12 protein-coding genes are annotated in these 14377 nt (G+C 62.4%); 4 read left to right on the forward strand and 8 right to left on the reverse strand.

Translation table 11 applies throughout. The features are described from left to right. Positions 1–199 precede the first annotated feature (199 nt). The 4 genes from EVC45_RS21485 to EVC45_RS46820 all read right to left on the reverse strand — a co-directional run bounded on the left by EVC45_RS21485 (position 200) and on the right by EVC45_RS46820 (position 3336). A complete protein-coding gene (locus tag EVC45_RS21485; protein WP_129960254.1) occupies positions 200–1180 on the reverse strand; it encodes a site-specific integrase in 981 nt (326 codons plus the stop codon). 479 nt (positions 1181–1659) lie between these two features. After that, complete coding sequence (locus EVC45_RS21495; protein WP_129960255.1) at positions 1660–2604, reverse strand: restriction endonuclease; 945 nt, start codon at positions 2602–2604, stop codon at positions 1660–1662. Positions 2605–2639: 35 nt separating this feature from the next. Further along, positions 2640–2960, reverse strand: coding sequence for a hypothetical protein (locus tag EVC45_RS46815; protein WP_136624679.1), 321 nt, complete (start codon positions 2958–2960; stop codon positions 2640–2642). Beyond that, positions 2902–3336 carry a methyl-accepting chemotaxis protein gene (locus EVC45_RS46820; RefSeq protein ID WP_306770784.1) on the reverse strand — a complete coding sequence of 145 codons (435 nt, stop codon included), beginning with the start codon at positions 3334–3336 and terminating at the stop codon, positions 2902–2904. Before EVC45_RS46820 ends, EVC45_RS46815 begins: the two co-directional genes overlap by 59 nt. Before the next feature lie 303 nt (positions 3337–3639). Between EVC45_RS46820 and EVC45_RS21505 the strand changes: the two genes are divergently transcribed. Then, on the forward strand, positions 3640–4563 hold the full coding sequence (locus tag EVC45_RS21505; RefSeq protein WP_129960256.1) for an AraC family transcriptional regulator: 924 nt from the start codon (positions 3640–3642) through the stop codon (positions 4561–4563). A 93-nt stretch (positions 4564–4656) separates the two neighbouring features. Here the strand turns inward: EVC45_RS21505 and antC are convergent, their stop codons facing one another. From antC to antA, 3 genes are read right to left on the reverse strand one after another with little or no spacing between them, the layout of a single operon-like run. Further along, complete coding sequence (antC, locus tag EVC45_RS21510; RefSeq protein ID WP_129960257.1) at positions 4657–5685, reverse strand: anthranilate 1,2-dioxygenase electron transfer component AntC; 1029 nt, start codon at positions 5683–5685, stop codon at positions 4657–4659. A gap of 15 nt (positions 5686–5700) precedes the next feature. After that, entirely contained in the window at positions 5701–6189 is a 489-nt protein-coding gene (gene antB / locus EVC45_RS21515) for an anthranilate 1,2-dioxygenase small subunit (RefSeq protein ID WP_129960258.1), read from the reverse strand. Next, complete coding sequence (gene antA / locus EVC45_RS21520) at positions 6186–7577, reverse strand: anthranilate 1,2-dioxygenase large subunit (RefSeq protein WP_129960259.1); 1392 nt, start codon at positions 7575–7577, stop codon at positions 6186–6188. The genes antB and antA overlap by 4 nt, the downstream gene beginning before the upstream one ends. Before the next feature lie 335 nt (positions 7578–7912). Here antA and EVC45_RS21525 point away from each other — a divergent pair, with 335 nt between their 5' ends. Together EVC45_RS21525 and EVC45_RS21530 are read left to right on the forward strand one after the other, a co-directional pair. Beyond that, a complete protein-coding gene (locus EVC45_RS21525; protein ID WP_129960260.1) occupies positions 7913–9445 on the forward strand; it encodes a sensor domain-containing diguanylate cyclase in 1533 nt (510 codons plus the stop codon). 282 nt (positions 9446–9727) lie between these two features. After that, positions 9728–11035, forward strand: a complete 1308-nt coding sequence (locus EVC45_RS21530; RefSeq protein WP_129960261.1) for a solute carrier family 23 protein — start codon at positions 9728–9730, stop codon at positions 11033–11035. A 58-nt stretch (positions 11036–11093) separates the two neighbouring features. On the opposite strand, the gene EVC45_RS21535 is transcribed toward EVC45_RS21530, so the two are convergent. Continuing rightward, positions 11094–12749, reverse strand: coding sequence for a Na+/H+ antiporter (locus EVC45_RS21535; protein ID WP_129960262.1), 1656 nt, complete (start codon positions 12747–12749; stop codon positions 11094–11096). 327 nt (positions 12750–13076) lie between these two features. Between EVC45_RS21535 and EVC45_RS21540 the strand changes: the two genes are divergently transcribed. After that, the gene (locus tag EVC45_RS21540; RefSeq protein ID WP_129960263.1) at positions 13077–14363 is read left to right on the forward strand and encodes an EAL domain-containing protein; all 1287 of its coding nucleotides are present in this window, start codon (positions 13077–13079) and stop codon (positions 14361–14363) included. The last annotated feature ends 14 nt before the right edge of the window (positions 14364–14377 follow it).

Genomic DNA, 14377 nt, shown 5'->3' on the forward strand with positions numbered 1-14377 from the left:
CCGACGCATAATCCGCTCGTCCTGCCTGGGGGAATTTAGCCGCCCGCAAGTGGAGGAGTTTGAACTGCCCATCGGGGATCGTCAGCATTGATTTCAGCACACGGCCGCCCGACGACGAAACTTGAACGTCGGACGGGTTCGTCATCTGTCCACCGCCCACTCAACGATGGACCACATTGCCTTGGTGTTCTGGCTACGTTCAGCCGAGCTTCATTGCCAGTTCGCCAGCGTCAATCGATACGTACCGTTGAAGCATGTTGGCGGTTGTGTGACCGGATATGGCGCGAAGTTCCAGAATCGAAAGGCCCTGCTTTGCCAGTCTTGTCAGCGCGTCGTGTCTGAGATCGTGGAATGTGAAGTTGGCGATACCGGCCCGCACCACCGCCCGTTCGTATGCTTGCTTAACCGTTTCCATCGATACAGGGAAGACACGTCCGTCGAGACTGCGCGGTAATGCTTCAAGCATGGTGACGCATGCTGTGGATAGAGGAATCCTTCGCGGCTGCCCGGCCTTTGTCGCCTGTAGGGTCGCCGTGCGGCGTGCCAAATCAACGTCGTCCCATGTCACTGAAAGGATTTCGCCGCGTCGTGCAGCGGTTTCAAGCGCGAATATCACGACGGGCCTGATCCACGGGTTATGGCACTGACCGCAAGCCGAGATAAGGGCAGCCCTTTCTGCTGGCGTCAACACGCGGTCGCGGGCTTTGCCGGATCGTGGCTTCCTGATAAGGCTAACGGGGTTGCTTTGAAGCCGGAAACCCCATTCCCGCATTGCGATGCTGAAAATGTGCCCAAGCAGTTGAAGCTCTCGCAGTGCCGTGCCGGAAGAAACTTCGTGCAGGCGGGCGTCACGCCATGACGCGACCATCTGCGGCGTTATTGCCGAAAGGGCGTGCTTTGCGAGACCGAGTTTCTTGAAGCTTTCAATTCTGTAGGATTCGGCGCGACTTCCGCGTTTTCCGCTACTCACTTCGGTAGCGTACCGGTCGAGGAGTTGCGTCAACGTCGTTTCACGTTCCTTGAAATCATCAACATATAGTCCCGTGTCGATAAGTCGTTCCTGCTCTCGGGACCACCGTTCCGCGTCTTTTTTAAGGTCAAAGGTCTTCGTGAGGACCGGGTGGCCTTTCCGCTTCACGATTGCCTGCCAGCGGTCATTACGTTGTCGAATCGTTGCCATCACTACTCCAAGGGTGACAGCAGGGTGACAAACCGGTCTTGCTACGAACGGTGCATGGGGTAACTTACTGATTTTTTTGATGAAGGGCGGTAGCTCAGCTGGGAGAGCGTCGCGTTCGCAATGCGAAGGTCGGGAGTTCGATCCTCCTCCTCGCGACGAACTTCCTTTAAAACCGGCCACCTAGGCCGGTTTAATCATTTGGAAGTTACCTTCGTTGCCGTCTGATTTGAAGGCCTTGGTGATATCAGGGTGGCAGACAGTTGCCTGTCTGATTCCGAGGAGATGACGTGGGTTCGTTGCACGGTCAATTCTTCGACGCACTTCCGTATCTGGAATCCGCCAAAAATTACAACAACCAGCGGAGAAGGACAATGAATCGCAACGCGAGGATCACATCCAGCGGCGTTGGGAAGAGATGCAAGGGGGCGCCAGCACTGCTGATGCGAAGTCGGAAACTTAGGCAGCGACGCAACAAGTTACTACGTGACATCCCCTTCAAAGTAATCGGAGTCGATCTTCTTTAGCTCGTACCGGCTGACGGGCGATACTCCAACGTTGTGATCAACCATCAACCTCGCCAGTTGCTCGCCGCGTACAAGGATAATCTTCGATGAGATTATGCTTGCAAACTCTTCGGCCTCCCTCGAGAAATCCGAGGTCGTTATGAAAACCCCCTTGTTTGCCCGTTGTCCTTGAAGAGCACCCGCGAATTTTTGAATTTCAGGTCGTCCGACTGTTCCTTCCCAGCGCTTGGCTTGAACAAAGATCAGGTCCAAGCCGAGCTTGTCTTCCTTGATGATGCCGTCGATTCCACCGTCTCCAGTTCGCCCTATCGCACGACCGGCATCTTCACGGGAACCACCGTACCCCATTGCCACCAGAAGATCGATCACCAGTCGTTCAAAGAACACCGGGGTCGACAATTTGACTTGGTCTAGCAGTTCCTTTTCAAGGTTATTTCTCAGCCGCTGGTATGCCTGAGCGAGCAGTTCCTCAGGTGTTGAGTCATTGGATTCAGGTTCGATGGATGGCATACAGGGCGGCGCTGCTGGACTTGTGCCCGCTGAAATCTGCTCGCTTTTTCGCAGCATGAACGCCACAAATTCAGGGTATTGCTTAAGCGTGGCGTTGTCCAATTGTGAGGGATTCTCGGCCAGCAGCTTTTTTCCGCGTTCCGTGATTTTGAAGTACCCACGTTTTTGAGATTCAATTGTGCCAGCCTGTTTCAGATAAGTCCTGGCCCAGCCAACCCGATTATCAAAGAGGGAAGCTGTCCCACTGGGTAGCAAGGCATTGCGCTCTTCATCGGTAACCTGGAATGCTGTCGCGAGTTCTTCAACTACGTCACGAAAGCGATGTTCTTTACCGTCCGCAGCAATACGTAGTACAGGAAGCATCAGTGTTTGATAGTCGGGAATTGGCACGATGGTGACTCTGGCATTTGGCTATGCTTCTCATCCTACCGGAAGGATTGAGCCGTAGCCGTAACCGTAACCGTAGCCGTAGCCGAGGCAGCGGCGGCGCCCGACCCCGTAAACGCCAGCCATCCCTCGCACTCCACCCCGACCACCTTAACGAGCGCCGCCACCTCAAACACTCGCTGCCCCTGATTCTCTACCGCACGCGTTGCTGCCACCTGCTTAACCAGCACCGCATTCTTCTGCGCAATTTTGTCCATCTGAGTGATCGCGAGATTGACCTGTTCGATGCCACGACTCTGCTCACTCGATATCGCCGCGATCTCCGCCATGATGTCGGTCTCGCGTGCGATGGCGTGCATGACTACGCTCATCGTCCTCCCCGCTTCGCCGACGAGCGCCGTCGAGGATTCCGTCGAGCGACGTCTCGATCAGCTTCTCGATCTCCTTGGCCGCGCTCCAGCAGCTTTGCGCGAGGCCGCGCAGCTTGCTTGCGCGACTACCGCGAAACCGCGTCCCTGCTCGTCGGCGCGCCGCTTCCACGGCCGCGTTCAGCGCGACGATGTTGGGCTGGAGCGCAATGACTTCGACGATGCCCGTGATATTCGCAATGTTCGTCGAGCTATCGCTGATGTCCGGTATCGCGCCGACTATCCGGCCGACCGCCGCGCTGCGTTTCCGCGCAACCGACGAGACAATGCTCGCAGAAAATCGCAGCTTGCACGGCTTTGCGCGTATTTAAATGCGTGACGAATTGCTTTGCCTTCCGACTTAACTCCAGCTCGATCTCAGTGGCCAGCGAAATCCCTGTGCGGGCACAGCGGTGTTCTACCGACGGACAATATTTTATTCACCCGCCCGGAGCGGGCACGGTTGAGGTAGGCTTACCGAACCCCATCATGTCCTCCGTTTTGCGCCCGATGGATGCCCTTGCGGCGCGCCTCCTCGGTAGTTCGCTTTCTGCATATGCGACCAACTCCAGACCCCACCACCCGTGACCTCCGCGCTGCCCTAAGCGACCTAAACGGCGCCCGCGACTGGATGGCGTCCATCTGCGGCCCCCACGGCCTACAAGTCAGCCACCCGGAGCGCCTGCGCTTCCACCAATCCGGCACCATCCTCCGCGCGATGGCAACAACGATCGGCTACGTCGAATACGGCACCGACGTAACTGTAGCGGTGAACGAAAACAGCCCCCTGAACTGCTACAGCGTGAGCCTCCCGATAATCGGCGAGCAAGAACTCGCCGCACACGGCAAGAGATGGCTATCGGATCAAGACTGCGGCCTGATCGTCAGTCCCCAGGAATCGCAAGATCTCACAATCACCGGCAACTGCCGCAAGCTGCACGTAGCGATCCCCCGCTCCGCGCTTCAGCAAGTGCTACAGACGATGCTGCACCGCCCAGTCGAAGCCCCTCTCGTATTCCAACCCGACATGAATGCGGCCGCCGGCGACCAGGCCTCATGGTGGCGCATGGTCAAATTCCTGGCCGGCGAAATGGAGCGCTCCGGACCATCGCTGGGCCAGCTCTACATGTCGACCGAATTCGAACTAACGTTGCTCAAGGGCCTACTGCTGTCGCAGCCGCATAACTACTCAGAACAGCTAGCCAACGCGTCCGCCCCGACACCCCCGCATTACCTGACCCGCGCCCGACAGTTCATTCACGACAACGCTCGCGAGCCGATCACGCTCGAAGACATCGAGCGCGCGTCCGGCGTGTCACGCTTCAAACTGTTCGAAGGTTTCCGCCAATATTTCGGCTGCGCGCCGATCGGATATCTAAAGCGCTACCGGCTCGAATCCGCACGTCGCGATATTCTCGAAGACCGCTCGGTGCGCAATATCTCGTCGGTGGCGCTGGGCTGGGGGATGTCGCATCTTGGCCGCTTCTCGACCGAATACAAGGCACTGTTCGGCGAATCACCTTCCGAGACGCTGAAGCGCGCTGCGCGGCGTTAAATCCTCGAAAGAAGCACCCGCGAATAAAAAAATCCCGTCCTATCGCTCACGCGACGAAACGGGACCAACAGAGACCTGCCTGCGAAGCACGCTTTATCGCGCGTTGCTCTCGCCGAACTTCTCGTAAAACAGCCGGTAATCCTGAATACCCTGCTCGGTGAGCCAGGTCTTGATCGCCTCGACCATCGGCGGTGGTCCGCACACGTACATGTCGAAGCCGTTCGATTCGAGGAACGAGCGGTCGAAATGCTCGGGAATCAGCCCGGTCTTTCCCGACCATTCCGGCGCCGGATTCATCACGACCGTCTCGACCGCGAATCCTTCGATACTGGCTTTGTAGCCGTTGATGCGCTCGGTCTCGCACAGATCGGCCGCATTCGTGACGCCGTAGTACAGATGCACCGGATGCGCGACATTGCGTTTCGCCGAGATGTCGTCGAGCATCCCGAGGAAGGCGGAAAGCCCCGTGCCACCCGCGACCAGCACGAGCGGGCGCTCGACCTGACGCAGATAGAACGCGCCGAGCGGCGCTTCGAACTCGATCGTATCGCCGACCTTGCAGCGCTCGCGCAGATAGTTGCTCATTGCGCCGTTGGGCAGCAGACGGATCAGGAATTGCAGCTCGTTGCGCGCGTTCGGGTGATTCGCGAACGAGTAGGAGCGCCAGTCTTCGGTGCCCGGCACTTTCACGCGCGCATACTGGCCCGGCAGAAAATCAAGCTGACGGGCATGTGCGCTCGCATCGACGCGCAGAATCGCGGTCGTCTTCGACACCAGCTCCACACCGACCACCTGCGCAGACACGCTGCTCGTGCCGGCACCTTCGAACAGCGTCGAGTCGAAGTCGAAGTAGAACGACGCATCCGACTTCACACGCGTCTGGCACGACAGGACCTTGCGCTGCGCGAGGTCTTCTTCACTGAGCGTTTCTTCATCGACGTAATCGAGCTCGTAGTCGCCCGATTCGCAGCGCCCCTGGCAGGTGCCGCACACGCCTTCGCGGCAGTCGAGCGGAATGTTCACGCCGTTCTTCAGCGCCGCGTCGAGCAGCAGCTCGTTCGGGCTCACATCGAAGAACGCGGTCTTGCCATCGGCAAAGTTCAACGCGACTTTATGTTTCATCGTCGTGCTCCCGGCTTACAGATGGTAGAAATCCAGCACCGCGTTGATGTGGTCGTTCAGCAGCAGCACATGCTTGCGCGTGATCTTCCAGCTATCGCCCGACGCTTGCAGGTCGTACACCGCGCGGCCGTAGAAGTAGTCGGTCGTGCCGTGACGCGTGTACATTGTCGACCAGTTCACGTTCGCTTCGACGCTCGCATCTTCGCGCTCGGTCAGACGCACGTTGCTGATCTGATGCATCGTGCGCGGCATCGGCGTCGACGCGGCGGACTTGCCGGTCCGCAGGCGGAACACACGGTCTTCGAGTCCGGAGCGGTCCGAGTAGTAAATCAGCGACATGCCTTGCTTCGGGTCGGTCGTGTACACATGCTCGGAGTCCCACTGGGGCACGTGAAAAACGCTTTGCGGATCGAACAGGTCGAGGTATTCGTCCCATTGCTGCTTGTCGCACAGATCAGCCTTCAGATACAGGAACTGCTCGACGGAGTATTGGAGTTGGCTCATGCCTGCTCTCCCTGCGATTCGATGGATTTGTCGAGACCCTTGAGGATCGTGTCGCGCCACGTGCCGTGCTGGTTCACGTAGAGCCCTTCGTGGGTCAGCTCGGTGCCGGTCAGGTTCGGCGCGATGCCGAGCAGCGTGGTGTTCGCGGTCGTGCCGCTTTCCCACTTGTGATGACCGCGCGAAATGTCGCTCCAGCGTTCGAGCCGCGCCTGGAAGCCGCGCTGCTGCTCGCGGAATTCACAGAGGTCGTCGGGGGTGCCCATGCCGGACACGTTGAAGAAGTCTTCGAACTGGCGGATGCGGTTTTCTCGATCCTCCGGCGACTCGCCCTTCACGCCAATGCACTGGCTGATAACCTCGGTCTTGTTCCATGCGACCGGCCGCACGATGCGCAGCTGCGAGCTGATCTGATCCATGAAGAACAGGCTCGGGTAGACGTTCAGGTTGCGCAGCCGGTGCATCATCCATTCGGCTTTGCCCTGGCCGTAGGCTTCGACGAGACGCGGCATCACGCTCGCGTAGCCGGGACGCACTTCGGGGTTCGGCATGTCGCTGAACAGCACGCTGTGGCCATTCTTGAACGCGAACCAGCCGTCGTCGGTTTCGTTGTCGCCGGCGCCGAGCTTGCTGTAGTCGAGCGTGCCGCCCGGCGTCTCGCCTTTCTTCGCGTTCGACTCGTGGCGGTATTGCACGGTCGCTACGTAGTTGTAGTGCACGGTGCTCACGTGATAGCCGTCGAGTCCGTTTTCGTTCTGCAGCTTCCAGTTGCCGTCGAACGTGTAGGTCGACTTGCCGGGCAGCACTTCGAGCTCACCGGTCGGCGATTGCGCGACCATCATGTCGAAGAAGATCCGCGAGTCGCCGAGATAGTCTTCGAGCGTGTCGGTGCCGTCGACGTCGAGGCTCACGAACACGAAGCCTTTGTAGCTCGCGATGCGCGCTTTCTTCAGGCCGCGCACCGACTTGTCGAAGTCGTCGCAGTATTCGCCGGGCGCCTTCACCTTCACGAGGCGGCCGTCGTTCTTGTAGCACCACGCATGGAACGGGCACGTGAAGGTCGACTGGTTGCCCTTGGTCATCCGCGTGAGCGTCGCGCCGCGGTGCTGGCACGCGTTGATCATCGCGTTCAGGTTGCCGGCGCTGTCGCGCGAGATGATCAGCGGCTGGCGCCCGGCGCGCATCGTCACGAAATCGTTCTTGTTGGCGATTTCGCTTTCGTGGCACGCATAGATCCAGGCCTTTTCGAAGATGTGCTCCATCTCGAGCGAGAACAGCTCGGGCTCGGTGAACATTTCCCGGGCAATCCGGTACACGCCTTCCGCCGGGCGGAAGTCCAGACAGCCGCTAACGAATTCGCGCCATTCCGAGGCGCTGCGTTTCTCGCTCATGATGTGTCTCTCTCCTTGTGTCCAATCGGTTGAACGTGACAGGCTCGATTGAATACCCAAATGACGAGGCCAACTATCCAGCCAATATGCATTTGCTATCCGATTAATTGGGGACGGCTGGATAATCTGGCGATCGGGCGCAAACGCCCGCCGGACGGGGATTCTGGCGCGCCGTTTTTGCCCGGAAGGGCAAAAATCTGTCCTTGCAAACGTTTGCAGGTGCGCCAGGTCTGCTACGCTAACGTCTCTCGTAGGTCGCGTCTTTGACGGTTATTGCCGGGACGCGGCCGCTTCTTCACGCGCGACTTGCAGCGCATGTCAGAACGAAAAAACGCATGATGACGCGCCGACCGAACAACGTGATTGCGATCAGCGTCTTGCTGGCGGGGGCGATCCTCGCGATCGCCGTGTCGCTGCTCGCACAGATGCGCGAAGACGCGTTGCGGCGCGCGCAGGACTCCGTCGGCAACATATCCCTGCTGGTCGAGCGCGACGTGTCGCGCAATCTCGAGATCTACGACCTCTCGCTGCGCACGGTGATCGACGGACTGAAGCAGCCGGGCGTGCTCGATCTGCCGCCGGAGATCCGCCAGATGGTGCTGTTCGACGGCTCGATCAGCGCCAAAGACATGGGCTCGGTATTCGTGCTCGACGAGAACGGCAACGTGCGTTTCGATTCAAGCTCGTGGCCGCCGCGCGCCAGTAACCATGCCGACCGCGATTACTTCAAGGCGCAGCGCGCTGCGCCCGACGTCGGCCTCTACATCAGCCATCCGTTCAGCCCGAGCGGCTCCGACGAGGACCTGCGCATCGCGCTGAGCCGGCGCATTTCGAAGCCGGACGGCAGCTTCGGCGGGGTGGTGGTCGGCACGCTGCGCCTCACCTATTTCCATCGGCTGTTCGACGGCATGAAGCTCGGGCCGAGCGGCTCGATGGCGTTGATGCTCAGCGACGGCACGATGTTGATGCGCCGTCCTTACGATTCGAAAACGATCGGCATCAATCTGACCGGCACGGCCAACTACTCGCGCTTCGTCAAACAGCCGAGCGGCGACTTCTTCGGCACCGCGGCGATCGATCGCGTCGAGCGCTGGTACGCGTTCCGCCATATCGACGTCTATCCGCTGATCCTCGACGTCGCGCTGTCGACGCGCGACATCTACGTCGAGTGGCGGCGGCGCGCATGGATCATCGGCACGCTGATTGTCGCGCTCGACGTGTCGATCATCGCGCTGGCGATCCTGTTCTCACGGCAGTTGCGCCTGCGCCGCGCGGCCGAGGACGAGCTGCGCGAGCTGGCTCGCACCGACGGCCTGACCGGCCTGAACAACCGCCGCGCATTCGAGGAGCACGTGAACGAAGAATGGCGGCGCGCGCAGCGCAACGGCTGGCCGCTGTCGCTGCTGCTGATCGACGTCGACAACTTCAAGGGTTTCAACGACCTGTACGGCCATCCGGCCGGCGACGAAGCGCTGATCGGCGTCGCGCGCTGCATCGCGCAGAACGTGCGGCGCCCGGGCGACACTGCCGCGCGCTTCGGCGGCGAGGAGTTCGCGGTGCTGCTGCCGGACACCGATACGGCGGGCGCGCAGCGGATCGCCGAGCAGATTCGCGCGGCGGTGCAGGCACTGCAATGCCGCCATGTGGCGAGCGCGCACCACGTGCTGACGGTGAGCGCGGGAATCGCGACCGCGCAGGGCACGGCGATCGCGACGAGCCGCGCGCTCGTCGACGCAGCCGACGAAGCGCTGTATCACGCGAAGGATGCCGGCCGTAATCGGGTGATGGCGTTTGGCGAGACGACAGACAACGCCTCGCGGGACCGCGCCGCGGTCACGCCGGAGACGGACGCGCGCGGCGCGAGTTGACGCCCCTCGGGGTGCGCTTTTCGGCGCACTTCGGGGCCTACCCCACAGTCCGCTTCATGGCCGGTTTCATACCCGGTTTCATCGCCCGCTTCCCAACCCGCTTCCCAAGCCGCTTCCCAACCCGCTCCCACCGCTCATTTGCTGGGCCCCTTGCCGGCCTGCTTGCCAGCCCTTATTGCTCTCCGTAAACTCGCGCGTAACTCTGCCGGACCCACGCCGCAGCGCGTGATCGGCATACACCAAGCCGCACATACCACGCCGACCCTGAGGAGAATCCCCGCGATGGCCGCATCCTATTTCCCCCGCTGGCGCCGCCAGCCTGCCGCCGCCGAGGGCGGCATCGTCGGCATCGACGAACGGCTCGCCTGGCCGCAGATGTTCGCGATGGGCATCCAGCACGTCGTCGCGATGTTCGGCTCGACCGTGCTCGCGCCGCTGCTGATGGGCTTCGATCCGAACCTGTGCATCTTCATGTCGGGGATCGGCACCTTGCTGTTCTTCGTGCTGGTCGGCGGCCGCGTGCCGAGCTATCTCGGTTCGAGCTTCGCGTTCATCGGCCTCGTGATCGCGGTGACCGGCTACGGCGGACACGGCGCGAACCCGAACATTCCGGTCGCGTTGGGCGGCATCATCGCGTGCGGCGTCGCGTATGGGGTGATCGGCCTGATCGTGTCGGTGGTCGGCACGGCCTGGATCGAGACGCTGATGCCGCCGGTCGTGACCGGCGCGATCGTCTGCGTGATCGGTTTGAACCTCGCGCCGATCGCCGTGCATGGCGTGAGTGGCAGCAATTTCGAGTCGTGGATGGCGCTCGTGACGGTGCTGTGCGTCGGCGCGGTCGCGGTGTTCACGCGCGGCATGCTGCAGCGTCTGCTGATCCTGGTCGGCCTGCTGCTCGCCTACGTGATTTACGCGATTCTCACGAACGGCCTCGGCATGGGCAAGCCGATCGATTTTTCGATCGTCGCGAACGCCGCGTGGTTCGGCATGCCGCACTTCATGTCGCCGGTGTTCGACCCGCACGCGATGACGCTGCTCGCGCCGATCGCGGTGATCCTCGTCGCCGAAAACCTCGGCCACATCAAGGCCGTCAGCGCGATGACGGGCCAGAACCTCGACCGCTACATCGGCCGCGCATTTATCGGCGACGCGCTCGCGACGATCGTGTCCGGCTTTGCGGGCGGCACCGGCGTGACCACGTACGCGGAGAACATCGGCGTGATGGCGGTCACGAAGATCTATTCGACGCTGGTGTTCGTGATCGCCGCGTTGATCGCGCTGGTGCTCGGCTTCTCGCCGAAGTTCGGCGCGGTGATCCAGACGATTCCGGGACCGGTGCTGGGCGGTGTGTCGATCGTCGTGTTCGGGCTGATCGCGGTGACGGGCGCGCGCATCTGGGTCGTCAACAAGGTCGACTTCTCCGACAACCGTAATCTGATCGTCGCTGCCGTCACGCTCGTGCTCGGCGCCGGCGACTTCTCGCTGAAGCTCGGCGGCTTCGGGCTCGGCGGCATCGGCACCGCGACGTTCGGCGCGATCATCCTGTACGCGCTGTTGAGAAGAAAGCCGACGCAAGGGCCGGTGGCCTGAGCTTTTTCTATCGGCACCGGCGTTCCAGGCGACGGTGCCGATGCTGATGCAGTAGCCCCTACCTCTTGCGCGCGGTCAGCGCCGTCTCCGACAGATCCACCTCACGCATCAGTTTGTTCATCGTCTCGTCGTTGATGCGCTGGGTGTCGCGCAAATCGAGCAGGGTCTTGCGCTCCGCGCGCATCGCCGCGAGCTTCATGCGGAATTCGAGCGCATCGGCGCGGCGCGCGAGTTCGCGGGGTGCCTGTTCGTCGTCGAGTGTCGCGAGGCGGCGGCGATACAGGTCCATCACGCGCGCGGTCACATCGGTCGCATAGGCCTGCGCCGATTCGTCGAGATCCGCGCATTCGGTGTCGTGCAGATGATCGATCGCGCGAATCGCCGACTGCGCGGCGAGCGCACGCGCGAGCGCTTCTTCGGCCGCATGCGGATCCTTGCCGCGCCGCCAGCCGCGCAGCAGCAGCGGCAACGCGGCCACCGCCACCAGCAGCGACAGCAGAATCACGCCCGACGCGATGAAGATCGCGAGATCGCGTCCCGGCAGCGGCGTGCCGTTCGGCAGCACCTCGGGCAGCGACAGCACGCCCGCGAGCGTCACCGCGCCGCGCACGCCGGCCACCGTCGTCACCGATGCCATGCGCAACCCCGGCACCGCGTTCGCGACGCCGTGTTTCGTCGCGCGGCGGCTCGCGAACCAGCGCAGCAGCCACACCCACGCGAAGCGCATCGCGTACAACGCGATCGCCACCGCAACGATATAGCCGATCAGCAGCGCGACCTGCGCGTCGTTGGTTTCGTGCGCGTCGAGCAACGCGCGGCCCAGGATGTGCGGAAACTGCAGGCCGAGCATGATGAACACCATGCCGTTGAACACGAACTCGATCATCGTCCACGTGCTCGATGCGCGCACCCGCGAGGCGACCTGCCATTTCTCCGCGATGCTCGCGTAGTTCATCATCATGCCGGCCGAGACCGCGGCGAGAATGCCCGACAGCTCGAAGCGCTCGGCGGTCAGATAGGCGGCGAACGGAATCAGCAGCGTCATCACGACGCCGGGCGCGGGATCGCCGTCCTCGGTGAGATTCAGGAAGCGCGCGGACACGAAGCTGAACACGGCGCTCACCGCCGCGCCGACCGCGAGGCCGCCCACCGCGATGATCACGAAGCTCACCGACGCTGCACGCAGCGAGAACGCGCCGGTCAGCGCGGCGGCGATCGCGAACTTCAGCGCGACGAGTCCCGACGCGTCGTTCATCAGCGCCTCGCCTTCGAGGATATGCATCAGCTGCCCGGGAATCTTGCCCTTGCCGGCGATGCCGGACAGCGCGACCGCATCGGTCGGCGACAGCACCGCGGCGAGCGCGAACGCGACCGGCAGCGAGATCTGCGGCACCAGCGCGTGCACGAAGTGACCGACCACCAGCACCGTCATGAACACGAGGCCGAGCGCGAGCATCAGAATCGAGCGGCGCGCCATGAAGAACTCGCGCTTCGGGATGCGCCAGCCATCCGCGAACAGCAGCGGCGGAATGAACAGCAGCATGAAGATTTCCGGATCGAACGCGACGTGCAAGTCGAGGCGCGGCCACGCGAGCATCGCGCCGATCGCGATCTGCACGAGCGGCAGCGGCAGCTTGAACGGCAGCGCGCGGGTCAGCACGCCGGACGCGGCGACGGCGAGCAGCAGGATCAGGACGGTAAAGACAATTTCCATCGTGTGTTCCGGGCGGATGAACGGGGGTGTCCTGGGAAGGGGCGCGATGCGCAGGGTCGAGTGTAGCCCGGCCGCGCGAGCAGTTGCCGCGAGCCTCGCAGCGACGCTGCCTGCGAGCCCGCGCACCGCAACGGTGCGCGCTACGCCCACGGGCGGCGCACGCGCACTGTCGCCGGTTGCAGTCTTTCGGGCGAGTTACAGCGCAGTGTGCGCCAGCGTGCGCATGGACCTTGCTTAACCGGTAACGATGACGCACATTTTGAGCACCGGCGTCGGTCTCGTTGCCATTCGCATTCGGACCCGCCGGCTCTCGCGTGAGAGGATTGCATGACGATTGCGCAACAGGACAGGGCGGCCACCGTGCCGCACGGCTTCGAGGTCGAGATGACCTCGGGCCTTCAACGCTATTCGGTGCAGCACGGCGAACTGACGCTCACCAGCGTGTTCCAGCCGATTTTCAGTCTGTCGCATCTGCGCGCGGTCGGCTATGAGGGCCTGCTGCGCGCGCACGACGCGCTCGATCGCGCGGTGTCGCCGCTCGACGTGTTCGGCGAGGCCGCGCGCCTCGGCGACGCGCTGCAGATCGACCGGCTGGCGCAGACGCTGCATCTGGAAAACTTCAAGGTGCTCGGGGCCGAACGCGAATGGTTGTTTCTGAACGTGCACCCGGGCGTGCTGACCGACCCGTATCTGTCGGCGGCTTTGCTCGCGAATCTGCGGCGGCTCGATCTGTCGCCGCGGCGCGTGGTGCTCGAAGTGCTGGAGCAGAGCGCCGAAGATCTCGACCGGCTCGCCGACGCGGTGCGTGAGTTCCGCGAGCGCGGCTTCCTGATCGCACTCGATGATTTCGGCGCTGGCCATTCGAACATCGAGCGGATCTGGCAACTGAATCCCGACATCGTGAAGCTCGACCGCATCATGCTGTCGCATGCCGCGCATCGCGCCGATATGGCGACGATCCTGCCGGGGCTCGTAGCGCTGCTGCATGAGGCGGGCAAGCTCGTGCTAATCGAGGGCGTCGAAACCGAGCACGAAGCGCAGATGGCGCTCGCCTGCAATGCCGACTTCGTGCAGGGCTTTTTCTTTGGCCGGCCGAATCCGGGTCTCGCCGATGCGATTCACGCGGCGGTTTGCATCGGCGACGTCACCGAGCGTTATCGCGAGCAGGCCGAGGCGCGCGAGCGGCGCAGCGCGAGTCGGCTCGCGCCGTATCTGCGCGCATTCGAGCGCGCCGCGGAGCGCCTCGCCGCCGGTGAGCCGCTCGACGAGGTGTGCTGGAATTTTCTTGCGCTCGATCACGCGGCGCGCTGTTTTCTGCTCGATGCGAAGGGCCGCCAGGCGGGCCGCAACGTCGTGCTGCGCGCCGATCGAGCGGCGCACGAAACGCGTTTCCTGCCGCTCGCCGATGCGCAGGGGGCGAACTGGCTGCGTCGTCCGTACTTCAGCGTCGCGATCAATGCGCCGGAGCGGGTGCACGTGACGCGGCCGTATCTGTCGATCAACGAGGCGTTGCCGTGCGTGACGCTGTCGGTGGCGACGCGGGTCGGCAACGAGACCTGTGTGCTGTGCGGCGATATCGATTGGGTCGAGGACGAACGCGACGCGCGCATCTGACATGATGTCGTTTT

The organism is Paraburkholderia sp. UYCP14C (assembly GCF_004197395.1).
GTDB lineage: Bacteria > Pseudomonadota > Gammaproteobacteria > Burkholderiales > Burkholderiaceae > Paraburkholderia.